Annotated in this window: 18 protein-coding genes; 17 read left to right on the forward strand and 1 reads right to left on the reverse strand. The window is 69.7% G+C overall.

From position 1 onward, the window contains the following. Positions 1–39: 39 nt before the first annotated feature. From QTI51_RS29015 to QTI51_RS29055, 9 genes are read left to right on the forward strand one after another with little or no spacing between them, the layout of a single operon-like run. Positions 40–1,311 carry a 3-isopropylmalate dehydratase large subunit gene (locus QTI51_RS29015; protein ID WP_286516941.1) on the forward strand — a complete coding sequence of 424 codons (1,272 nt, stop codon included), beginning with the start codon at positions 40–42 and terminating at the stop codon, positions 1,309–1,311. Then, a complete protein-coding gene (locus QTI51_RS29020; RefSeq protein ID WP_286516940.1) occupies positions 1,308–1,829 on the forward strand; it encodes a LeuD/DmdB family oxidoreductase small subunit in 522 nt (173 codons plus the stop codon). Before QTI51_RS29015 ends, QTI51_RS29020 begins: the two co-directional genes overlap by 4 nt. Then, positions 1,819–3,255: an MmgE/PrpD family protein gene (locus tag QTI51_RS29025; protein ID WP_286516939.1), complete on the forward strand. Its 1,437-nt coding sequence runs from the start codon at positions 1,819–1,821 to the stop codon at positions 3,253–3,255. The genes QTI51_RS29020 and QTI51_RS29025 overlap by 11 nt, the downstream gene beginning before the upstream one ends. Positions 3,256–3,289: 34 nt before the next feature. Then, positions 3,290–4,258: a Bug family tripartite tricarboxylate transporter substrate binding protein gene (locus QTI51_RS29030; protein WP_116910680.1), complete on the forward strand. Its 969-nt coding sequence runs from the start codon at positions 3,290–3,292 to the stop codon at positions 4,256–4,258. A 5-nt stretch (positions 4,259–4,263) separates the two neighbouring features. Beyond that, positions 4,264–5,946 (forward strand): hydantoinase B/oxoprolinase family protein, encoded by a 1,683-nt coding sequence (locus QTI51_RS29035; protein ID WP_286516938.1) that lies wholly within the window; start codon positions 4,264–4,266, stop codon positions 5,944–5,946. Further along, positions 5,943–7,997, forward strand: a complete 2,055-nt coding sequence (locus QTI51_RS29040) for a hydantoinase/oxoprolinase family protein (protein WP_286516937.1) — start codon at positions 5,943–5,945, stop codon at positions 7,995–7,997. The genes QTI51_RS29035 and QTI51_RS29040 overlap by 4 nt, the downstream gene beginning before the upstream one ends. Further along, on the forward strand, positions 7,994–8,608 hold the full coding sequence (locus QTI51_RS29045) for a cysteine hydrolase family protein (protein WP_286516936.1): 615 nt from the start codon (positions 7,994–7,996) through the stop codon (positions 8,606–8,608). Before QTI51_RS29040 ends, QTI51_RS29045 begins: the two co-directional genes overlap by 4 nt. Next, positions 8,605–10,023: an FAD-dependent oxidoreductase gene (locus tag QTI51_RS29050; protein ID WP_286516935.1), complete on the forward strand. Its 1,419-nt coding sequence runs from the start codon at positions 8,605–8,607 to the stop codon at positions 10,021–10,023. Before QTI51_RS29045 ends, QTI51_RS29050 begins: the two co-directional genes overlap by 4 nt. Next, the gene (locus QTI51_RS29055) at positions 10,020–10,883 is read left to right on the forward strand and encodes an isocitrate lyase/PEP mutase family protein (protein ID WP_286516934.1); all 864 of its coding nucleotides are present in this window, start codon (positions 10,020–10,022) and stop codon (positions 10,881–10,883) included. Before QTI51_RS29050 ends, QTI51_RS29055 begins: the two co-directional genes overlap by 4 nt. Before the next feature lie 45 nt (positions 10,884–10,928). On the opposite strand, the gene QTI51_RS29060 is transcribed toward QTI51_RS29055, so the two are convergent. After that, entirely contained in the window at positions 10,929–11,816 is an 888-nt protein-coding gene (locus QTI51_RS29060; RefSeq protein ID WP_286516933.1) for a LysR family transcriptional regulator, read from the reverse strand. A gap of 117 nt (positions 11,817–11,933) precedes the next feature. Between QTI51_RS29060 and QTI51_RS29065 the strand changes: the two genes are divergently transcribed. The 8 genes from QTI51_RS29065 (at position 11,934) to QTI51_RS29100 (ending at position 21,114) form a co-directional block, all read left to right on the forward strand. Beyond that, positions 11,934–12,692, forward strand: a complete 759-nt coding sequence (locus QTI51_RS29065; protein WP_286516932.1) for an SDR family oxidoreductase — start codon at positions 11,934–11,936, stop codon at positions 12,690–12,692. Positions 12,693–12,864: 172 nt separating this feature from the next. Next, a complete protein-coding gene (locus QTI51_RS29070; protein WP_116910672.1) occupies positions 12,865–13,560 on the forward strand; it encodes a TetR/AcrR family transcriptional regulator in 696 nt (231 codons plus the stop codon). 90 nt (positions 13,561–13,650) lie between these two features. Then, positions 13,651–15,447 (forward strand): acyl-CoA dehydrogenase C-terminal domain-containing protein, encoded by a 1,797-nt coding sequence (locus tag QTI51_RS29075; RefSeq protein WP_116910671.1) that lies wholly within the window; start codon positions 13,651–13,653, stop codon positions 15,445–15,447. 47 nt (positions 15,448–15,494) lie between these two features. Continuing rightward, entirely contained in the window at positions 15,495–15,947 is a 453-nt protein-coding gene (locus QTI51_RS29080) for a DUF2147 domain-containing protein (RefSeq protein ID WP_116910670.1), read from the forward strand. 36 nt (positions 15,948–15,983) lie between these two features. Next, the gene (locus QTI51_RS29085) at positions 15,984–18,428 is read left to right on the forward strand and encodes a 3-hydroxyacyl-CoA dehydrogenase/enoyl-CoA hydratase family protein (protein ID WP_286516931.1); all 2,445 of its coding nucleotides are present in this window, start codon (positions 15,984–15,986) and stop codon (positions 18,426–18,428) included. A gap of 61 nt (positions 18,429–18,489) precedes the next feature. Then, entirely contained in the window at positions 18,490–18,906 is a 417-nt protein-coding gene (locus QTI51_RS29090; RefSeq protein ID WP_286516930.1) for an endonuclease domain-containing protein, read from the forward strand. After that, on the forward strand, positions 18,903–20,099 hold the full coding sequence (locus QTI51_RS29095) for an acetyl-CoA C-acyltransferase (protein ID WP_116910668.1): 1,197 nt from the start codon (positions 18,903–18,905) through the stop codon (positions 20,097–20,099). Before QTI51_RS29090 ends, QTI51_RS29095 begins: the two co-directional genes overlap by 4 nt. A gap of 178 nt (positions 20,100–20,277) precedes the next feature. After that, entirely contained in the window at positions 20,278–21,114 is an 837-nt protein-coding gene (locus QTI51_RS29100) for an acyl-CoA thioesterase (protein WP_116910667.1), read from the forward strand. The last annotated feature ends 16 nt before the right edge of the window (positions 21,115–21,130 follow it).

Genomic DNA, 21,130 nt, shown 5'->3' on the forward strand with positions numbered 1-21,130 from the left:
CTAGCGCCGGCACAGACGCAGGCACGGACGCCAGCGCAGATGCCAGTACAGCCAGCACAGACGCTGGCGCAGAAGCTCATCGCGCGCGCCAGCGGCCGCGATCAGGTGGCGGTGGGCGAGATCGTGACCTGCGGCGTCGACCTCGCCATGTTCCACGACTCCTCGGGCCCGCGCCGCCTGAAGCCCATGCTCGAGGAGCTGGGCGCGCAGATCTGGGACCGCTCGCGCATCGTGCTCGTGATGGACCACTACGTGCCCGAGCGCGACGACGACTCGCGGCGCATCGTGCGCATCGCGCGCGACTGGGCGCGCGACCAGCAGCTGCCGCATGTGTACGACAGCCAGGGCATCTGCCACGTGGTGGTGCCGCAGCACGGCCACATCCGCCCCGGCATGCTGTGCGTGGGCGGCGACTCGCACTCGCCCACGGGCGGTGCCTTCGGCGCCTACATGTTCGGCGTGGGCAGCACCGAGATGCTGGGCGTGGTCGTCACCGGTGAAATCTGGCTGCGCGTGCCCGAGACCATCCGCATGTGGTGGGACGGCGCGCTGCCCGCGGGCGTGACCGCCAAGGACATGATGCTGCACATGATCGGGCGCTTCGGCATGAACGGCGGGCGCTACCAGGCGGTGGAGTTCGCGGGGCCGGCGGTGAAAGCGCTGTCGATGCAGGAGCGCATGACGCTGTCGAACATGAGCGCCGAGCTGGGCGCGCAGGCCGGGCTCATCGCGCCCGACGAGACCACCGCCGCCTTTCTCGAAAGCGCGGGCGCGCCGCGGCCGGACCTGGCGCGCTGGTTCACCGACGAAGCGGCCGACTTCACCCGCCACCGCTTCGACGCCACCACGCTCGAACCCCACATCGCCGCGCCGCACAGCCCGGCCAACTCGCACGGCGTGAGCCGCTATGCGGGCACCCGCGTGGACGTGGCCTACATCGGCGCGTGCACCGGCGCCAAGCTCGACGACCTGCGCGCCGCGGCGCAGGTGCTGCGCGGGCACAAGGTGGCGGCGGGCATTCGGCTCATCGTCGCGCCCGCCAGCATCCAGGACCAGGAGCAGGCGCGCGCCGAGGGCGTGCTGCAGGTGCTGATGGACGCGGGCGCCGAGCTGTTCCCGACCGCGTGCGGCGCGTGCTCGGGCTACGGCGACCCGATGGGGGACGACATCACCGTCATCTCGACCACGGCGCGCAACTTCAAGGGCCGCATGGGCTCGCCCACCGCGCAGGTGTACCTGGGTTCGCCCTACACCGTGGCCGCGGCCGCATTGCGCGGGCAGGTCACCGATCCGCGCGAGGTGCTGGCATGAGCGCGCCCACCACCCTCGACACGCATCGCGTGTGGCGCCTGGGCGCCGACATCGACACGGACGCGCTGGCGCCGGGCCATGCGATGAAGCACGGCATCGACATCATCGCGAAGCACTGCCTCGAAGCCATCCGCCCCGAGTTCGCGCGCGAGGTGCGCGCTGGCGACGTGCTGGTGGCCGGGCCCAACTTCGGCATCGGCTCCTCGCGCGAGCAGGCCGCCGCCGTGCTGGTGCAGCTCGGCGTGGCCGCGGTCATCGCGCCCTCGTACAGCGGGCTGTACTTTCGCAATGCGTTCAACGTGGGCCTGCTGCTGCTGACCTGCGCCGAGGCCGAGACGCTGCAGGACGGCGACCGCATCGCGCTCGACACCCGCACGCCCGCGCTGCGCACCGCCGATGCGCGCACGCTCGCCTGCGAGCCGGTGCCTGGTTTCCTGACGGACATGGTCGAGGCCGGCGGCCTGCTGCCACTGCTGCGCCGGCGCATGGCCGAGAAGAAAGAAGCCGATGCGCGCTGAACACGAACACGGCCACCAGCAACCCCATGCACCCGACGCGCGGCGCGCCGTGCTGCAGGCCGTGGTGGCGCTGCATGCGGCGCAGCCGGCCGGCGCCGAAGCCGCGGCACAGGCGCGGCGGCTGCTGGTCGACACCGTCGGCTGCGCGCTGGCGGGCCGGCATGCGCAAGAAGTGCAGCGGCTCGAAGCGGCGCTTGCCGCCTGCGAGCCCGGCGAGTTCTCGCTGCCCGCGGGCCCGTCGATGAGCGTGCAGTCGGCGGCGCAGGTGCTCGCCATGGCCGCGACCTGGGACGAGGCCTGCGAAGGCCATGCGCTCGCGCACGGGCGGCCTGGCGTGCCGCTGGTGGCGGCGCTGCTGCCGCTCGCGTTGAAGCGCGGCGCGCGCCTCGGCGAGTTCGTCGACGCCTTCGTGCTCGGCTACGAGGTGGGCGCGCGCTGCGGCGCGTGGCTGCGCATTCGCCCGGGCATGCACGTCGATGCCAACTGGCCCGCGCTCGGCGTGGCGGCGGGCGTGGCGCGGCTGCTCGGCCTCGCGCCGGAAGGCATCGTGCAGGCGATCGACATCGCGGCCTGCCAGCTCGCGACCAGCCTCTACCTGCCGGTGGCGCAGGGCCGCACCGCGCGCAACACCTACCTGGGCCACAGCGCGTCGCTGGGGCTGCAAGCGGCCTTCGCGAGCGCGGCCGGCATCGACGCGCCCGAAGGCGCGCTGGCGCACTATGCCGCGAACCACGCGGCGACCCACGCTGCGAACGACGCGGCGGAGGCCGTGCAGCCACAGCCACTGCCCGGCGCATCGGTCCTGCTGTTGCGCGACGCCTACCTGAAGCCCTTCGCGGCCGTGCGCCACGTGCATTACGGCGCGACCGCCGCGCGCAACCTTCGCGCGCAGCTGGCCGGCGGCACGCAAGGCGTGAGCCGCATCGTGCTCGAGGTGTACGAGGAAGCCATCGTCTACTGCGGCAACCGCGCGCCGCGCACGACGATCCAGGCGCAGTTCAGCCTGTCGTTCGGCGTCGCGGCGATGCTGCGCTTCGGCGATGTCGATCCGTCGGTGTACGCCGCGCCGCGCTTCGACGACGCGGAGCTGCGCCGGCTCGAGGCGCTGGTCGAGCTCCAGACCGATGCCGGCCTCACCGCTCGAGGGCAGCGCGGCGCCACGCTCACGGTGACGCACGGCGCAGGCACTTGCGAAGACACCGTCGGCACCATCGCCGGCGACGCCGCCCACCCGCTGGACCGCGCGGCGCTCGCCGCCAAGTTCACGCACTACGCGGCGCACGCCGTCGATGGCGTTGATAGCGTTGATGTCGTCGGTGGCCTGAATGGCGTCAATGCCATCAGCGCCATGCACTTCTGCGACGGCGTGCTCGACGCACCCGCCGGTACCGCCCTCGGCGCGCTGTGGCAACAGCTCGTCGCCTGACCCAGTCACTTCACTACTCTCACGGCCCACCCCCATGAAACTCCTGCGCTACCTCGCGAGCACGCTCCTTGTGTGCCTGCCGCTTGCCGCCGCCGCCCAGGCGAGCGACTTTCCGACCAAGGCGATCCGCATCGTCGTGCCGTTCCCGCCGGGCGGCGCCACCGACGCGGCCGCGCGGCTCGTCGCGGTGAAGATGGCCGAGCACTGGGGCCAGCCCGTGCTGGTCGACAACCGCGCGGGCGCGGGCGGCAACGTGGGTTCCGACCTGGTGGCCAAGTCGCCGGCCGACGGCTACACGCTGGTGATGGGCGTGACCGGCTCGCACGCCATCAACACCTCGCTTTACACCAAGATGCCCTACGACCCGGTGGCCGACTTCGTCGCCATCAGCCAGGTGGCCGTGGTGCCCAATGTGCTGGTGGTGCACCCCTCGGTGCCCGCGAAGAACCTGGCCGAGCTGATCGCGCTCGCGAAGAAGGAGCCCGGCAAGCTCAACTACGCGTCGCTGGGCAACGGCACGGCCGCGCACCTGGGCATGGAAATGCTCAAGTCGGAGGCCGGCGTGGATATCACCCACGTGCCCTACAAGGGCAGCGCGCCCGCCGTGTCCGACCTGCTGGCCGGGCAGGTGCAGATGATGGTCGACGGGCTGCCTTCGGCGCTGCCGCACGTCAAGGCCGGCAAGCTGCGCGCCATTGCGCTCACCAGCCTGCACCGCGCGCCGTCGCTGCCCGACCTGCCGACCATCGCGGAGACCTACCCCGGCTTCTATGCCGACGCGTGGTCGGGCCTGTTCGCGCCCAAGGGCACCCCGCAGCCGGTGGTGGACAAGCTCTCGGCCGAGGTGCAGCGCATCCTGAAACTGCCCGAGGTGCGCGACAAGCTCGCCGCGCTGGGCGCCGAACCGGTGGGCTCCACGCAGAAGGAGTTCACCGCGCACGTGAAGAAAGAAATCGACAAATGGGCCAAGGTCGTGAAGACCAGCGGCGCAAAGGTGGACTGAAAAAAATGAACCCGACACTCGACCCCGTCACGCTCGCCGTGCTGCGCGGCCGCCTCGAACAGGTGGCCGACGAAATGGACGCCACGCTCTACCGCAGCGCGTTCAATCCCATCATTGCCGAGGCGCACGACGCCTGCCACGGCCTGTACGACGCCGCCACCGGCGACACGCTGGTACAGGGCAAGTCGGGCCTGCCGGTGTTCGTGGGCGCCATGGCCTTCGCCGTGCGCGCCACCGCCAAGGCGGCCGAGCCGCGCGGCGGCATGAAGGACGGCGACATCTGGATCAGCAACGACGCGTACGACGGCGGCACGCACGCCAACGACTTCAAGCTGGTGAAGCCCTTCTTTCGCAACGGCAAGCTCTATTGCCACATGGCCTCGGCCGCGCACTGGCACGACGTGGGCGGCGCGGTGCCCGGCAACTACAACCCCGCGGCCACCGAGTGCTGGCAGGAGGCGGTGCAGATCCCGCCGGTGCGCATCGTGCGCAACGGCGTGCTCGACGCCGACGTGCTGGCCATCCTGCAGGCCAACACGCGGCTGCCCGACAGCCTGTGGGGCGACCTGAACGGCCAGCTCGCCGCGCTGGAGCTGGGCGAGAAGCGGCTGAACGGCCTGCTCGACGAGTACGGCGACGACCTGGTGCTCGGCGCGCTGGGCGAGCTGCGCGCCCGCGCGCTCCGCCTGATGCGCTCGCACATCGCTTCGCTGCCCGACGGCCGCTACAGCTTCGAGGACGTGCTGGACAACGACGGCATCGTGAACACGCCGCTGACCATCGCGCTGGACATGACGGTGGCCGGCGAGCGGCTCACGCTCGACTTCTCGCGCACTTCGGCGCAGTGCGCGGGGCCGGTGAACATCAGCCGCGCCACCGCGGTGGCCGCGTGCTACGTGGCGCTCAAGCACCTGTTCCCCGACGTGCCGGCCAACGCCGGCGTGCTCGACGCGGTCGATTTCGTGATTCCCGACAGGCTGGTCATCAGCTGCGAGCGCCCGCGCCCGGTGGGCGGCTACACCGAGACCATCCTGCGCATGATCGACGTGATCTTCAGCGCCGCCGCGCAGGCCGACCCCACGCGCGCCGTGGCGCAGGCCTACGGCACCATCAACGCGCTGTCGATCGCGGGCCACCGCAGCGACAAGGGCCGCGAAGGCCAGCGCTGGGTGATGTTCAGCTTCTTCGGCGGCGGCCATGGCGGCCACTCGGGCGGCGACGGGCTCTCGCACGGCAACGCCCCGATTTCGACCGCGACCATTCCGCCACTGGAAATCCTGGAGGCCGCCTACCCGGTGCGCTTCACCGAATGGTCGCTGCGCGCCGACTCGGGCGGCGACGGCCAGCACCGCGGCGGGCTGGGGGCGGTGTATGAAATCGAGCTGCTCGAGAAGGACGCCGAGGTGTTCGTCTTCGGCGAGCGCGGCACCTCGCCGCCCAAGGGCATCGCCGGCGGCGGCGAAGGCGCGGTGAACGTGTTCAGCTACGAGAACGCGGGCGAGTGGCACACGCCGCCCATGGTCTCCAAGATGCGCGGCATCGCGCTGGCGCGCGGCGAGCGCGTGCGCCTGGAAACACCCGGCGGCGGCGGCTGGGGCCATGGCGCCGAACGCAACCCCGCGCAGCGCGAGGCCGACGCGGCCATGGGCTACGTGAGCACCGACAGCAAGAAGAAAGCATCCGAATGACTTCCCCTGGTAAATCACTTGTCGTCGGCGTCGATGTCGGCGGCACCTTCACCGACCTCTTCGTGCTCGACGAGGCCAACGGCACCGCGCGCATCGTCAAGGTGCCTTCCACGCGCGGCGAGGAAGCGCGCGGCTTCATGAACGGCGTGGCGCGCGTGGCCGATTCGGCCGCGGCCATCGCCACCATCGTGCACGGCACCACCGTGGGCACCAACGCGCTGCTGGAGCGCAAGGTGGCGCGCACCGGCATCATCACCACGCGCGGCTTTCGCGACGTGCTCGAGATGCGCCGGCGCGACCGGCCCGAGACCTGGGGCCTGCGCGGCAGCTTCAAGCCCGTGGTGCCGCGCGACCTGCGCCGCGAGGTGGACGAGCGCGTGCTGGCCGACGGCACGCTGCACACCGCGGTCGACCTCGAACAGGTGCGCGCCGAAGCGCGCTCGCTGCTCGAAGCCGGCTGCGAGGCGGTGTGCGTGTTCTTCATCAACACCTACGCCAACCCCGAGAACGAGCGCCTGGCCGTGGCCGCGGTGCGCGAGCTGTGGCCCAACCCGCACGTGACCTCGGCCAGCGAGGTGCTGCCGGAGATCCGCGAGTTCGAACGCTGCTCGACCGCCACGCTCAACGCCGCGCTGCAGCCGGTGGTGGGCAGCTACCTGGGCCGGCTCGAAAGCGACCTGCGCGCGCAGGGCTTCGCCGGCGAACTGCTGGTGGTGCAGAGCAATGGCGGCGTGATGTCGCGCCAGACCGCCAGCGACCTGCCGGTGCGCACCGCGCTGTCGGGCCCGGCGGCGGGCGTGATCGCCTGCGCGGCCATCGCGCGGGCGGCGGGCTTTCCGAACGCGATCACGGGCGACATGGGCGGCACGTCGTTCGACGTGTCGCTGGTGGCCAACGGCGAGGCCGCATTGGCCGCGCAGACCGCCATCGAGTTCGGCATGGTGATCCGCTCGCCCATGATCCAGATCGAGACCATCGGCGCGGGCGGCGGCTCCATCGCGTCGGTGGACGCGAGCGGCATGCTGCAGGTGGGCCCCGAGTCGGCCGGCAGCGTGCCCGGCCCGGCCTGCTACGGGCGCGGCAACATGCGCCCGACGGTGACCGACGCCAACGTGCTGCTGGGGCGCATCGCGGCCGACCGTCCGCTGGGCGGCGGGCTGCTCGCCGCGCTGGACGCCGAGAAGTCGCGCCAGGCCATCGAGGAACACGTCGCGCGCCCGCTGGGGCTCGACGTGCACGCGGCGGCCGAAGCCATCCTCACCGTGGCGAACGCGCGCATGGCCGGCGCCATCCGCCTCGTGTCCATCGAGCGCGGGCACGACCCGCGCCGCTTCGCCTACATGCCCTTCGGCGGCGGCGGCGCGCTGCATGTGTGCGCCATGATGCGCGAGGTGGGCGTGACCACCGGCATCGTGCCGCGCTACCCCGGCGTGACCTCCGCGCTGGGCTGCGTGATTGCCGACATGCGCCACGACGCGGTGCAGACCCTGAACAAGCCGCTGGCCGAGCTCGACGTGGCCGACGTGCAGCGCCGCATCGACGCGCTGGCGGCCAGCTGCCAGCAGCGGCTCGATTCCTCGGGCGTGCGCTTCGACGCGGTGAAGGAAGTGGTTGCGCTCGACATGCTCTACGCCGGCCAGACGCACACGCTGCCGGTGGTGCTGGCGGATGAGGGCCAGGCGCCGCTCACGGCCGCATCGATTCGCTCGGCCTTCGAGGCGGCCTACACCGCCGCCTTCGGCCGCGTGCTCGACGGCATCGCCATTCGCGTGATGAACCTGCGCTACGCGCGCATCGGCGTGCGGCCCAAGTTCGACCTGAAGGTGCTGGCGCCGGAAGGCGAGGGCAGCACCGCGCCGCTGGGCACGCAGCGCGTGTTCCACCAGGGCCGGTGGCACGACGCGGTGCGCTACGCCCGGCTCGAACTGCCGGTGGCCGCGCGCATCGACGGCCCCGCGATCCTGGAGCAGGCCGACACCACCGTGTGGCTGGAGCCCGGCTTCCATGCCGAAGTCGACGCGCACGGCAACCTGCTGGTGAGGCCGTCATGAGCGAAGGCGCAAAGGTCATCGGGGCGAAGACGGCGCTGGTCGTCATCGACCTGCAGAACGATTTCCTCGACGCGAAGGGCGCCTATGCGCGGGGCGGCGACACCAACCCGCCCGCGCTGCTGCTGCCCGGGCGCGTGGCCGCCGTGGCGCGCGCGCTGAAGGCGGCGGGCGGCATGGTGGTCGCGAGCCAGTTCACGCTGTGGCCCGACGCCCGGGGCGAGCCGATGGTGTCGCCCCACCTGAAGGCGCTGCGCCCGTACCTGGCCAAGGGCGACTTCGCGCCCGGCAGCTGGGGCCAGGCGAACGTGGATGCGCTCGCGGGGCTGGTCGATGTCACGGTGAGCAAGGTCGCGTACTCGGCCTTCTTCAACACGCAGCTCGACTGGGTGCTGCGGCGCGCGGGCATCGACACCGTGGCGGTGTGCGGCATCGTCACCAACGGCGGCGTGGCCAGCACGGTGCGCGACGCGCACATGCGCGACTACCGCACGCTGGTGCTGGGCGACGGCTGCGCGGCCTTCGGCGAGGAGCGCCACGACACCTCGCTGGCCGACATGCGCAACGTGGCCGAGGTGACGGCGTGCCAGGCCTTCATCGATTCGATCGCATGACGCAGCCTGTGCGCACCCTTCGCCGTGCGGCCTCGGTCGCGGTCGAGGCCGAGGTGCACGTGGCGGTGGCCATCGTCGGTGGCGGTGCCTGCGGGCTCACGGCCGCGCTGATGCTGGCCGACGCGGGCATCGACTGCGTGGTGCTGGAACGCGACGCGCTGCCCAGCGGATCGACCGCGCTCTCGTCGGGCTTCATTCCCGCGCCCGGCACGCGCACGCAGCGCGCACACGGCGTGGCCGACGACAGCGCCGCGCGTTTCGCGGCGGACATCCAGGCCAAGGCGCACGGCCGGGCGGCACCCGCGCTGGTCGATGCGTATGCGAACGCCATCGGCCCCGCGCTCGATGCGCTGCAGGAGCGCCACGGCCTGGCGTGGACGCTGCTCGACGGCTTTCTCTATCCCGGCCACGGCGTGCACCGCATGCACGCGCTGCCGCAGAAGACGGGCGCCGCATTGATGGCGGCGCTGCAGGCGGCGGTGGAGGCCGCGGGCGTCCCGGTGCTGACGCAGGCGGTGGTCGACACGCTGGTGCTCGACGCGCAAGACCAGGTGATCGGCATCGACTACCTGCGCCCCGACGGCCGGCACGAGACGCTGGGCTGCGGCGCGCTGCTGCTGGCCTGCAACGGCTTCGGCGGCAACACGCGCATGGTGCGCACGCTGCTGCCCGAGATGGCCGAGGCCACCTTCGGCGGCCACGTGGGCAACGACGGCAGCGCCATCCTCTGGGGCGAGGCGCTGGGCGCGCGGCTGCGCGACCTGGGCGGCTACCAGGGCCACGGCTCGTGGGTGACGCCGCAGGGCGCGCTGATGTCGTGGGCCGTGATGATGGAAGGCGGCGTGCAGCTCAACTGCGAAGGCCGTCGCTTCCACGACGAGACGCAGGGCTACTCGGAGGCCGCGGTGCATGTGCTCGCGCAGCCGGGCGGCATCGCGTGGAACGTGTTCGACACGCCGCTGCTGGCCCTGGCGCGCGGCTTTCCCGATTTCTGCGACGCGGAGGCGGCGGGCGCGCTGCGCCGCTGCGACTCGGTGGCGGCGCTGGCCGATTGCATCGGCTGCGAGGCGGCTGCATTGCAGGCCACGCTCGACGCGATGCGCGCCGCCACGCCCGCACCCGACGGCCGCGTGTTCGCGCGCGGGCTCGATGCGCCGTACTTCGCCGTCAAGGTGACCGGCGCGCTGTTCCACACCCAGGGCGGCCTCGACACCGCGCCCGACATGCGCGTGCTGCGGCAAGACGGTGCGCCGCTGCCCAACCTGCTCGCAGCGGGCGGCGCGGCGGGCGGCGTCTCGGGCGACGCAGTGTGGGGTTACCTCTCCGGCAACGGGCTGCTGAGCGCCGTGGCCGGGGGCTACATCGCGGCGCACACGGCGGCCGCGCTCATTCGATCCAAGGAGGCGTCCGCATGACGACCGAGAACTTCAAGACCCGGCTGGCGCGCAACGACATCGTGCTGGCCCCTGGCGTGTACGACGCGCTGAGCGCACTGGTGGCCGAGCAGGCCGGCTTCGAGGCGCTGTACCTGTCGGGCGCGTCCATCGCCTACACGCGGCTGGGCCGCTCCGACGTGGGCCTGACCACCTTCACCGAGGTGGCCGACACGCTGGCGCGCATCACCGAGCGCGTGAGCCTGCCGGTGATCGTCGATGCCGACACCGGCTTCGGCAACGCGCTGAACACGCAGCGCACGGTGCGCGGCTTCGAGCGCGCGGGCGCGGCCATGGTGCAGATCGAGGACCAGACCTTTCCCAAGCGCTGCGGCCACCTCGACGGCAAGGCGGTGGTGCCGCAGCGCGAGATGGTCGGCAAGCTGAAGGCCGCGCTGGATGCGCGCGCCTCGGCCGACACGCTCATCCTCGCGCGCACCGACGCCGTGGCCGTCGAAGGGCTCGACGCCGCGCTGGACCGGGCCGAGGCCTACCTCGAATGCGGGGTGGACGCGCTCTTCATCGAGGCGCTGCGCTCGCCCGAGCAGATGGACGCGGCCTGCAGCCGCTTCGCGCACCGCGTGCCGCTGCTGGCCAACATGGTCGAAGGCGGCAAGACGCCGATCCAGGATGCGGACGCGCTGCAGAAGCACGGCTTTCGCATCGCCATCTTCCCGGGCGGCACCGCGCGCGCGGTGGTGCACACGCTGCGCGGCTACTACGCCAGCCTGCACCAGCACCGCACCACGCAGCCGTGGCGCGCGCAGATGCTGGACTTCGACGCGCTCAACGAGGTGATCGGCACGCCGGAGCTGATGCGCACGGGCCAAAAGTACGACTGAAATTACGACTGAAACTGCGACTAAAAGTGCGGCTGGGCCGGCGCTTCAGCGCAGCGCCCGCACCAGTTCGTCGTACACCAGCCGCACGCGCGCCGGCACCGGCGCGCGTTGCGAGCGGTAGACATGAATGGGCCAGGGCTCGGGCGCCTCGGCCTCCAGCACTGGAACCAGCGCGCCCGACTGCAGCAGCGGCTCCGCCAGCGGCCCCACGAGCTGGCCGAAGCCGATGCCGGCCAGCACCGCCGCGCATTCCGCATCGACGTCGTTGGTCACGAAGGCCGGCGACACCACCGGCATCTGCCGCCCCTTGCTGAAGAACCACGACCACGGCCGGCCCGAGCTCTGGTCGATGAGCGCGGTCAGCGGCAGCGACGCGAGCGCGTCGAGATTTTTCGGCACGCCGGTGCGCGCGATGAGCGACGGCGCGGCCACCACGTACAGCCGCATCTTCGCGACCGTGCGCGCCACGAAGCGCGCGTCGCGGATGGGCCCGGCGCGCACGCCGATGTCGATCTGCTGGTCGACCACGTCGGCATGCTGCTCCGACAGCCGCAGGTCGAGCACCAGGCCCGGGTGCGCGGCCAGCACAGGCGCCAGCGCCTGGGGAATCAGCCGACGGCCGAACACGTTGGGCGCCGTGACCCGCACCGTGCCCGCGTGCTGCGAGAGCGCGCGCCGGTCGGTGCGGTGAAAGAGCGCATCGACCCCGACCACCGCCGTGCGCGCGCGCTCGGCCAGCTGCCTGCCGAAGTCGGTGAGCTGCACGCCGCGCGTGCTGCGGTGGAACAGCGGCTCGCCCAGTTCTTCTTCGAGCTCGCGCACGGCGCGCGTCACCACCTGCGGTGACACCGACAGGCGCACGGCCGCCTCGCGGAAGTTGGCGGCATCGGCGGCGGTGCAGAACACGCGCAGGGCTTCGAGGCGGTTGGACATGGAGTGTTCCTTTCGAAGGAATTCTGAAGTCGCCAGAGTTTCATTTACTGGAACGGCTGGATTTTCCACACTGCATGCACTTCTTCAAACCTTTTCAACCCCCGAAAGGAATTTCCCATGACATCCGTTCAAGACAACATCAAGGGCAAGGTCGCCATCGTCACCGGCGCGAGCAGCGGCATCGGCGAATCGATGGCGCGCCACCTGGCCGCCCGCGGCGCCAAGGTGGTGCTGGCCGCGCGCCGCACCGAGCGCCTGGACAAGGTGGTCGCCGAGATCCGCGAGGCCGGCGGCGAGGCGATCGCCGTGGCCACCGACGTGGCGAAGCGCGCCGACCTCGACGCGCTGGCCGCGGCCACCGTGGAGGCTTTCGGCCGCATCGACGTGCTGGTCAACAACGCGGGCGTGATGCCGCTGTCGCCCATCGAGAAGCTGAAGGTCGACGAGTGGGACCGCACCATCGACGTGAACATCAAGGGTGTGCTGTACGGCATTGCCGCCGTGCTGCCGCGCATGCAGGCGCAGGGCAGCGGCCACATCCTGAACGTGGCGTCCATTGCCGGGTTCAAGGTGTTCACGCCCATCGGCACCGTGTACAGCGCCACCAAGTTCGCGGTGCGCGCCATTTCCGAAGGGCTGCGCGTGGAAATGGGCAACAGCGGCGTGCGGGTGACCATCGTGTCGCCGGGCGCGGTGGAGTCGGAGCTGAAGTTCGGCACCACCGACGCCGATGCCGCCGCCGGGGTGAAGGCGTTCTACGAGGCCAACCAGATCCCGGCCGACGCGGTGGCGCGTGCCGTGGTCTACGCGGTGGAACAGCCGGCCGACGTGGACATCAACGAAGTGGTGGTGCGGCCGGTGTCGCAGGACTTCTGATCCGGGAGGCTTTCCTGGCCGGATCGATGTGAAAAAGGGAAGGGGCCGATTGCGGCCCCTTTCCATCCCTTCCCATTTCAATTAACCTTTGATAACAGAAGGTTTTTGAAAGCCGAAAGTTCGAAGTCCCTGCAAAATAGAACGACCGTTCGTTTTATTTGGGATTTCCACGATGACCGCCACCGCCGTTCCCGCCAAGCCCGCACGGGCTGCCCAGAAGGGCCAGCAGACCAAGGCCGTGATCGTCGACGCCGCGTTGGCGTTGGCGGCCCAGATCGGGCTCGAAGGCCTGTCGATCGGCGCCGTGGCCGAGATCACCAAGATGAGCAAGTCGGGCGTATTCGCCCACTTCGGCTCGCGTGAAGAACTGCAGATCTCGGTGGTGCGCGAGTACCACTCGCGCTTCGAGCAGGAAGTGTTCTTCCCCGCGCTGAAGGCCCCCCGCGGCCTGCCTCGGTTGCGCGCCATGTTCGCCAACTGGATGAAGCGCACCTCCACCGAAATCGACTCGGGCTGCATCTACATCAGCGGCGCCTCCGAATTCGACGACCGTCCGGGCCCGGTGCGCGATGCGCTGGTCGAGTCGGTCAGCATCTGGCAGGCCGCCGTGCTGCGCGCCATCGTGCAGTCGCAAAGCGAAGGCCATTTGCGCGCCGACGCCGACGAGCGCCAGGTGGCGTTCGAGATCCACGGGCTGATCCTCGCGCTGCACTACGAGGCGCGTTTTCTGCAGGTGCCCGGCTCCATCGGCCGCGCCAACGTCGGTTTCGACAACATCCTCGCGCGCAGCGCCACGCCCGACGCACCGAAGCCCGAGGGCACGCCCGCGGCCGCACCGGCCGGGCGCCGCCTGAAGACCGTGCGCTGACGCGCGCGCGGCGCGCTTTCCCCGCTTTTTCGCTTTCTCGTTTTTTTCCCCTTTTCTTTTTCTATCTAGCTTCGACCAGGAGAGTTCCGGATGCCTACCTACAACCCCCCCGTGCGCGACATGCAATTCGTGCTGCACGAAGTGCTCAACGTCGCCGAGGAACTCAAGGCGCTGCCGGCCCATGCCGAGACCGATGCCGACACCATCAACGCGGTGATCGAAGAAGCCGGCAAGTTCGCCGCCGAGGTGACCTTTCCGCTGAACATCAGCGGCGACGAAGAAGGCTGCACGCTCGACAAGGCCACGCATGAAGTGACCACGCCCAAGGGCTTCAAGGAGGCCTACGGCAAGTACGTGGAAGGCGGCTGGCCCGCGCTGTCGTGCGACCCGGCCTTCGGCGGCCAGGGCCTGCCCTTCGTGGTGAACCAGTGCCTGTTCGAGATGCTCAACAGCGCCAACCAGGCCTGGACCATGTACCCCGGCCTGTCGCACGGCGCGTACGAGGCGCTGGTGGCCCACGGCACCGAAGCGCAGAAGAAGACCTACCTGCCCAAGCTCACCAGCGGCGAATGGACCGGCACCATGTGCCTGACCGAACCCCACTGCGGCACCGACCTCGGCCTGCTGCGCACCAAGGCCGAGCCGCAGGCCGACGGCACCTACCGCATCACCGGCAGCAAGATCTTCATCTCGGCCGGCGAGCACGACATGACGGACAACATCATTCACCTGGTGCTGGCCCGCCTCCCGGACGCGCCCAAGGGCAGCAAGGGCATCAGCCTGTTCGTGGTGCCCAAGTTCCATGTGAAGGCCGACGGCTCGCTGGGCGGACGCAACCCGATCTTCTGCGCCGGCCTGGAGCACAAGATGGGCATCCACGGCAACGCCACCGCGCAGATCGTGATCGAAGGCGCCACCGGCACGCTGGTGGGCGAGCCCAACAAGGGCCTGGCCGCGATGTTCGTGATGATGAACGCCGCGCGCCTGGGCGTGGGCAACCAGTCGCTGGGCCTGACCGAAGTGGCTTACCAGAATGCACTGGCCTACGCCAAGGACCGCATCCAGATGCGTTCGCTCTCGGGCGTGAAGGCCAAGGACAAGGAAGCCGACCCCATCATCGTGCACCCCGACGTGCGCAAGATGCTGCTCACCGCCAAGGCCTACGCCGAAGGCGGCCGCGCGCTGCAGATCTTCTGCACGCTGCTGCTCGACAAGGAGCACAACCATCCTGACGAGAAGGTGCGCAAGGACTCGGGCGAACTGGTGGCGCTGCTCACGCCCATCGTCAAGGCCTTCATTACCGACAACGGCCACATTGCCACCAACGCGTGCATGCAGGTGTTCGGCGGCCATGGCTTCATCAAGGAATGGGGCATGGAGCAGTTCGTGCGGGACAACCGCATCAACATGATCTACGAAGGCACCAACACCATCCAGTCGCTGGACCTGCTGGGCCGCAAGGTGCTGGGCAACAACGGCGCGTCGCTGAAGAAGTTCGGCAAGCTGGTGGCCAAGCTGGTGGAAGAAGAGGGCGTGAACGAGAAGATGGCCGAATTCATCAACCCGATCGCCGTGCTGGGCGACCAGCTCACCAAGTTCACCACCGAGATCGGCTTCAAGGGCTTCCAGAACCCCGACGAAGTGGGCGCCGCCGCGGTCGACTACCTGCGCGTGGCCGGCCACTTCGTGTTCGGCTACCTGTTCGCACGCATGGCGCAGGTGGCGCTGCGCGAGATCGCCGCGGGCAACACCGACCCGTTCTACGTGGCCAAGCTGCAGACCGCGCGCTTCTATTTCGCCAAGCTGTACCCCGAGACCGCGACGCTGATGCGCACCGCGCGCGCCGGCAGCAAGGTGCTGATGGACACCGACGCGGCGCTGGCCTGACACGCGGGCGCCTTGCCCTTTCTTCTTTACCTTCCCGGGAGACACGCATGAGAAAAACATTCGCAGCCGTTCTGTTCGCCGTTGCCGCGGTCGGTGCCATCGGTGCCACCTCGGCCGTGGCCCAGGTCACGCCGGTGGGCGTGTGGCGCAACGTGGACGACAAGACCGGCGAGGTCAAGGCCGAGATCAGCATCGCCGAGAACAACGGCGCGCTGATCGGGCGCATCGAGAAGGCGCTGGGCAAGGACGCCAAGCCCGGCGCCACCTGCGACGAATGCAGCGACGACCGCAAGGGCAAGCCCATGGTCGGGCTGGACATCATCCGCGGCGGCAAGAAGGCCGAGAGCAAGGACGTCTGGGAGGGCGGCAAGATCCTCGACCCCGAGAACGGCAAGGAATACCGCGCGAGCTTCACGCCCATCGACGGCGGCAAGAAGCTCGAAGTGCGCGGCTACCTGGGCCCCTTCTGGCGCACTCAAACCTGGAACCGCGTGCAGTAAGCGGCGCGCGGTTTCTCACAACACATACCAATCAACATGTCCCGATTTCAAGTGAAGAAGGTCGCCGTGCTCGGCGCCGGCGTGATGGGCGCGCAGATTGCGGCCCACCTCGTCAACGTGCGCGTGCCTGTGGTGCTGTTCGACCTGGCCGCAAAGGACGCGACCGGCGCTGTCGCTCAAGGCGCAGCGAAGAACGGCATCGTCACGCGCGCCATCGACAACCTCAAGAAGCTCAAGCCCGCGCCGCTCGGCGACGTGGCCGACGCGGTGCTGATCGAGCAGGCCAACTACGAAGACGACCTGGCCAAGCTCGGCGAGTGCGACCTCATCATCGAGGCCATTGCCGAGCGCATGGACTGGAAGCTCGATCTCTACAAGAAGATCGCGCCGCACGTTGCCAAGCATTCGATCCTGGCTTCGAACACCTCGGGCCTGTCGATCACCAAGCTGAGCGAGGCGTTGCCCGAGGCGCTGAAGCCGCGCTTCTGCGGCATTCACTTCTTCAACCCGCCGCGCTACATGTTCCTGGTGGAGCTGATCAACACGCCCACCACGCAGCCGCAGGTGCTCGACGACCTCGAGACCTTCGTGACCAGCACGCTCGGCAAGGGCGTGGTGCGCGCGCACGACACGCCCAACTTCATTGCCAACCGCGTCGGCATCGCCGGCATGCTGGCCACGCTGAAGGAAGTCGAGAAGTTCGGCCTCACGCCCGACGTGGTGGACGACCTGACCGGAAAGAAGCTGGGCCGCGCGAGCTCGGGTACCTTCCGCACCGCCGACGTGGTGGGCCTGGACACCATGGCCCACGTCGTGAAGACGCTGCAGGACAACCTGAGCGCCGACGCCAGCGAAGGGGCTCCGAAGTTCGATCCGTTCTACGCCAACTTCGCGACGCCGCCGGTGCTCGCCAAGCTGCTGGAGCTGGGCAACCTGGGCCAGAAGGCCAAGGCCGGCTTCTTCAAGAAGGTGGGCCGCGACATCCTGCGCTTCGACCTGAAGAGCGGCGAGTACGTGCCCGCCGGCGCGAAGGCCGACGAGGTGTACGGCCGCATGCTGAAGAAGCCCGCGGGCGAGCGCCTGAAGCTGCTGCGCGAGAGCGAAGGGCCGCAGGGGCAATTCCTGTGGGCGATCCTGCGCGACGGTTTCCACTACGCCGCGCTGCACCTGGCCGACATTGCCGAGAGCGCGCGCGACATCGACTTTGCGATGCGCTGGGGCTTCGGCATGAAGCAGGGCCCGTTCGAGCTGTGGCAGGAAGCCGGCTGGGCGCAGGTCGCCAAGTGGGTGCAGGAAGACATCGACGCGGGCAAGGCGCTGAGCACGGCGCCGCTGCCCGGGTGGGTGTTCGAAGGCCCGGTGGCCGAAGCCGGCGGCGTGCACACGCCCGAAGGCTCGTGGAGCGCATCGCTGAACAAGTTCGTGCCGCAGCGCAAGCTGCCGGTGCACGACCGCCAGCTGTTCCCCGAGAGCGTGCTGGGCGCGAACGCGGCCGACGCCAACAAGGCCGGCACGACGATCAGCGACGAAGGCGATGTGCGCGTGTGGACGCTCGACGGTGAAGTGCTCATCGCCAGCATCCATTCGAAGATGCACGCCATCAGCCCCGACGTGGCCGAGGCGCTGGGCGCCGCGGTCGAGCTGGCCGAGGCCGAGTACAAGGGCCTGGTGATCTGGTCGCCCGACGAGATGTTCTCGGTCGGTGCCGACCTGCAGGCGATGCTGCCGGCCTTCGTGGTCGCGGGCATCGGCGCGGTCGAAGGCGCGGAAGAAGAGCTGCAGAACGTGATGCTCAAGATCCGTTATGCCAACGTGCCCGTGGTGTCGGCCGTGCGCGGCCTGGCGCTGGGCGGTGGTTGCGAGCTGGCCGTGTATTCGTCGAAGCGCGTGGCGGCGATGGAAAGCTACATCGGCCTGGTCGAAGTGGGCGTGGGCCTGATCCCCGGCGCGGGCGGGCTGACGTACATCGCACGCCGCGCGGCCGAGAACGCCGCGGCCTCGACGGGCACCGACCTGCTGCCGTTCCTGACCGAAGGCTTCACCGCCGCCGCGATGGCGAAGGTGGGCACGGGCGCGCTCGACTCGAAGAAGCTGGGCTACCTGCTCGACAGCGACGTGATCGTGGCGAACAAGGACGAGCTGCTGTACGTGGCGCTGCAGCAGGCCAAGGCGATGGCCGACGCCGGCTACCGCCCGCCGCTGCGCCGCAGCTTCCGCGTGGCGGGCCGCAGCGGCGCCGCGACCATCAAGGGGCAGCTGGTGAACATGCGCGACGGCGGGTTCATCAGCGCGCACGACTTCCACATTGCCAGCCTGATCGCGAACGTGGTCACCGGCGGTGACGTGGACGCGGGTTCGCTCGTGAACGAGGAGTACCTGATGGCGCTGGAACGCAAGGCGTTCTGCTCGCTGATCGTGCATCCGAAGACGCAGGAGCGGATCATGGGGATGTTGAGCACGGGGAAGCCGGTGCGGAACTGAGCCCGCATTCCTCTTCCTCCTTCCCCCTCTGGGGGAAGGCCGGGATGGGGGCAGGCAGCCCATGCAAAACCAATCCACTCCCAAAGCACAGCAGAACGCCCGCGTCCTGCGACGCGAGATGACCGACTCCGAGCGCAGGCTGTGGAGCGGAATTCGAAGCGAGCAACTTGGGGTGAAGTTTCGTCGCCAGCATCCCGTTGGAAATTACATCGCCGACTTCGCGTGCCTCGATCCCTTGCTGATCGTCGAGCTCGACGGGTCGCAGCACCAGGTGCAGGAAGGCTACGACGCACGACGCGATGTCTTCCTGCGCGCGCAAGGATTCGACGTGCTGCGTTTCGCGTCGAACGATCCGTTCGTCAATTTTGAAGGGGTGCTGCAGGCCGTCATCAACCGACTGGACGAGTTGAAGGCCGCTTGCCCCCATCCCAGCCTTCCCCCAGAGGGGGAAGGAGCCAAACCCAGGAGCCATCCATGAAACAAGTCCAAGACGCCTACATCGTCTCCGCCACCCGCACTCCCATCGGCAAGTCCCACCGCGGCTACTTCCGCAACTACCGCCCCGACGACCTGCTGGCCACGACCTTGCGCGCCGCGCTCGCCGCCGTGCCCAGCCTCGACCCCAAGGCCATCGAGGACATCATCTGCGGCTGCGCCATTCCAGAGTCGCAACAGGGCCTGAACGTCGCGCGCATCGGCGCGGTGCTGGCCGGCCTGCCGACCAGCGTGGGCGGCATCACCGTCAACCGCTTCTGCGCGTCGGGCCTCTCGGCCGTGCAGATGGCCGCCGACCGCATCCGCGTGGGCGAGGCCGACGTGATGATCGCGGCCGGCGTGGAGAGCATGAGCATGGTGCCCATGATGGGCAACTCGCCCTCGCTGTCGCCCTCCATCTTCGAGCGCGAAGGCGACGTGGGCATCGCCTACGGCATGGGCCTCACGGCCGAGAAGGTCGCGCAGCAGTGGAAGGTGAGCCGCGAGGCGCAGGACGCATTCGCGCTCGCTTCGCACCAGAAGGCGCTGGCCGCGCAGAAGGCCGGCAAGTTCGCCGACGAGATCACGCCCATCGAGGTGACCGACCGCGCGCCCGACCTGGAAACCGGCGAGGCCATTGCCAAGACCCGCACCGTGAGCCTGGACGAAGGCGCGCGCCCCGACACCAGCATCGAAGGCCTCGCCAAGCTGCGCACCGTGTTCGCCGCGCGCGGCACTGTCACGGCCGGCAACAGCTCGCAGACCTCCGACGGCGCGGGCGCGCTCATCCTGGCGAGCGAGAAGGCGGTGAAGCAGTACGGCCTCACGCCGCTCGCACGCTTTGTGAGCTTCGCCAGCAAGGGCGTGCCGCCGCACATCATGGGCATCGGGCCCATCGAGGCCATTCCGGCCGCGCTGCGCTACGCCGGCCTGAAGCACGAGGACATCGACTGGTTCGAGCTCAACGAGGCCTTCGCCGCGCAGTCGCTGGCCGTCATCAACACGCTGGGGCTCGACCCGTCGAAGGTCAACCCGATGGGCGGCGCCATTGCGCTGGGCCACCCGCTGGGCGCCACCGGCGCCATCCGCTCGGCGACGGTGGTGCACGCGCTGCGCCGCGAGAACCTGAAGTACGGCATGGTCACGATGTGCGTGGGCATGGGGCAGGGCGCGGCGGGCATCTTCGAAAGGGTCTGACCCACCCTCTGCGCGAGGGGAGGCACCGGCGGCGGTGCGCCCCCTCGATGCCTGCCGGGAGTGCTGTGCCCCGGCGGGGCGCATTGACCGGCAAGGCCACGCGTTCCGCAGTGCAGCAAGCCAACGTCCCGCACACGACTGCGTGGAGACATCCACCGAGGGCACACTGCCGATCACCATGAGCACGCAACACCATCCCTTCGACAAGGCCCTGGACATCCACCACAGCGACATCCGCGTGGGGCACTTCACGGGCATGACCAGCCCCGACTACTGGAACATGGTCGGGCCCTTCGGCGGCACCACGGCGGCGCTGGCGCTGCAGGCGGTGCTGAAGCACCCGGACCTGCTGGGCGCGCCCATCGCGCTCACGGTGAACTACGCCGCGGCGCTGGAGGCCGGCGCCTTTGACATCCAGGCCACGGCAGTGCGCACCAACCGCTCGACGCAGCACTGGACGGTGCAGATCACGCAGGCCGGCGCCAGCGGCGCGCCGAACATGACCACCACCGCCACCGTGGTGACGGCGGTGCGCCGCGAGACCTGGGGCGAGAACGACCTGCCGATGCCCGAGGTGCCCCGGCCCGAGGCGGTCGAGCGCATCAGCATCGGGCCGTCGGGCGTGGCGTGGATCGGCCAGTACGACATGCGCCCCATCAGCGGCGGCATCCCCGCAAAGTGGGACGGCAGCGGCCACCACAGCGAAACCCGCATCTGGGTGCGCGACGCGCAATCGCGCGCGCTCGACTTTCCCTCGCTCGCGGCCATGAGCGATGTGTTCTTCCCGCGCGTGTGGCTGCGCCGCGCCAAGCCGGTGCCTGCGGGCACGGTGTCGATCACCACCTACTTCCACGCCACCGCGGCGCAACTGGCCGAGGTGGGCACGGGCTACCTGCTGGGCAGCGCCACGGGGCAGCAGTTCAGCAACGGCTTCTTCGACCAGGCGGCGCAGCTGTGGAGCGAAAGCGGCGTGCTGCTGGCCACGTCGAACCAGATCGTGTACTACAAGGAATGACACAAGCAATGAACGC

Source organism: Variovorax sp. J22G73 (assembly GCF_030317035.1).
Lineage (GTDB): Bacteria > Pseudomonadota > Gammaproteobacteria > Burkholderiales > Burkholderiaceae_C > Variovorax.

Coding starts and splice junctions, on each gene's coding strand:
- QTI51_RS29015 (WP_286516941.1), top strand. CDS start 40: ATGCCAGTACAGCCAGCACAGACGCTGGCGCAGAAGCTCATCGCGCGC.
- QTI51_RS29020 (WP_286516940.1), top strand. CDS start 1,308: ATGAGCGCGCCCACCACCCTCGACACGCATCGCGTGTGGCGCCTGGGC.
- QTI51_RS29025 (WP_286516939.1), top strand. CDS start 1,819: ATGCGCGCTGAACACGAACACGGCCACCAGCAACCCCATGCACCCGAC.
- QTI51_RS29030 (WP_116910680.1), top strand. CDS start 3,290: ATGAAACTCCTGCGCTACCTCGCGAGCACGCTCCTTGTGTGCCTGCCG.
- QTI51_RS29035 (WP_286516938.1), top strand. CDS start 4,264: ATGAACCCGACACTCGACCCCGTCACGCTCGCCGTGCTGCGCGGCCGC.
- QTI51_RS29040 (WP_286516937.1), top strand. CDS start 5,943: ATGACTTCCCCTGGTAAATCACTTGTCGTCGGCGTCGATGTCGGCGGC.
- QTI51_RS29045 (WP_286516936.1), top strand. CDS start 7,994: ATGAGCGAAGGCGCAAAGGTCATCGGGGCGAAGACGGCGCTGGTCGTC.
- QTI51_RS29050 (WP_286516935.1), top strand. CDS start 8,605: ATGACGCAGCCTGTGCGCACCCTTCGCCGTGCGGCCTCGGTCGCGGTC.
- QTI51_RS29055 (WP_286516934.1), top strand. CDS start 10,020: ATGACGACCGAGAACTTCAAGACCCGGCTGGCGCGCAACGACATCGTG.
- QTI51_RS29060 (WP_286516933.1), bottom strand. CDS start 11,816: ATGTCCAACCGCCTCGAAGCCCTGCGCGTGTTCTGCACCGCCGCCGAT.
- QTI51_RS29065 (WP_286516932.1), top strand. CDS start 11,934: ATGACATCCGTTCAAGACAACATCAAGGGCAAGGTCGCCATCGTCACC.
- QTI51_RS29070 (WP_116910672.1), top strand. CDS start 12,865: ATGACCGCCACCGCCGTTCCCGCCAAGCCCGCACGGGCTGCCCAGAAG.
- QTI51_RS29075 (WP_116910671.1), top strand. CDS start 13,651: ATGCCTACCTACAACCCCCCCGTGCGCGACATGCAATTCGTGCTGCAC.
- QTI51_RS29080 (WP_116910670.1), top strand. CDS start 15,495: ATGAGAAAAACATTCGCAGCCGTTCTGTTCGCCGTTGCCGCGGTCGGT.
- QTI51_RS29085 (WP_286516931.1), top strand. CDS start 15,984: ATGTCCCGATTTCAAGTGAAGAAGGTCGCCGTGCTCGGCGCCGGCGTG.
- QTI51_RS29090 (WP_286516930.1), top strand. CDS start 18,490: ATGCAAAACCAATCCACTCCCAAAGCACAGCAGAACGCCCGCGTCCTG.
- QTI51_RS29095 (WP_116910668.1), top strand. CDS start 18,903: ATGAAACAAGTCCAAGACGCCTACATCGTCTCCGCCACCCGCACTCCC.
- QTI51_RS29100 (WP_116910667.1), top strand. CDS start 20,278: ATGAGCACGCAACACCATCCCTTCGACAAGGCCCTGGACATCCACCAC.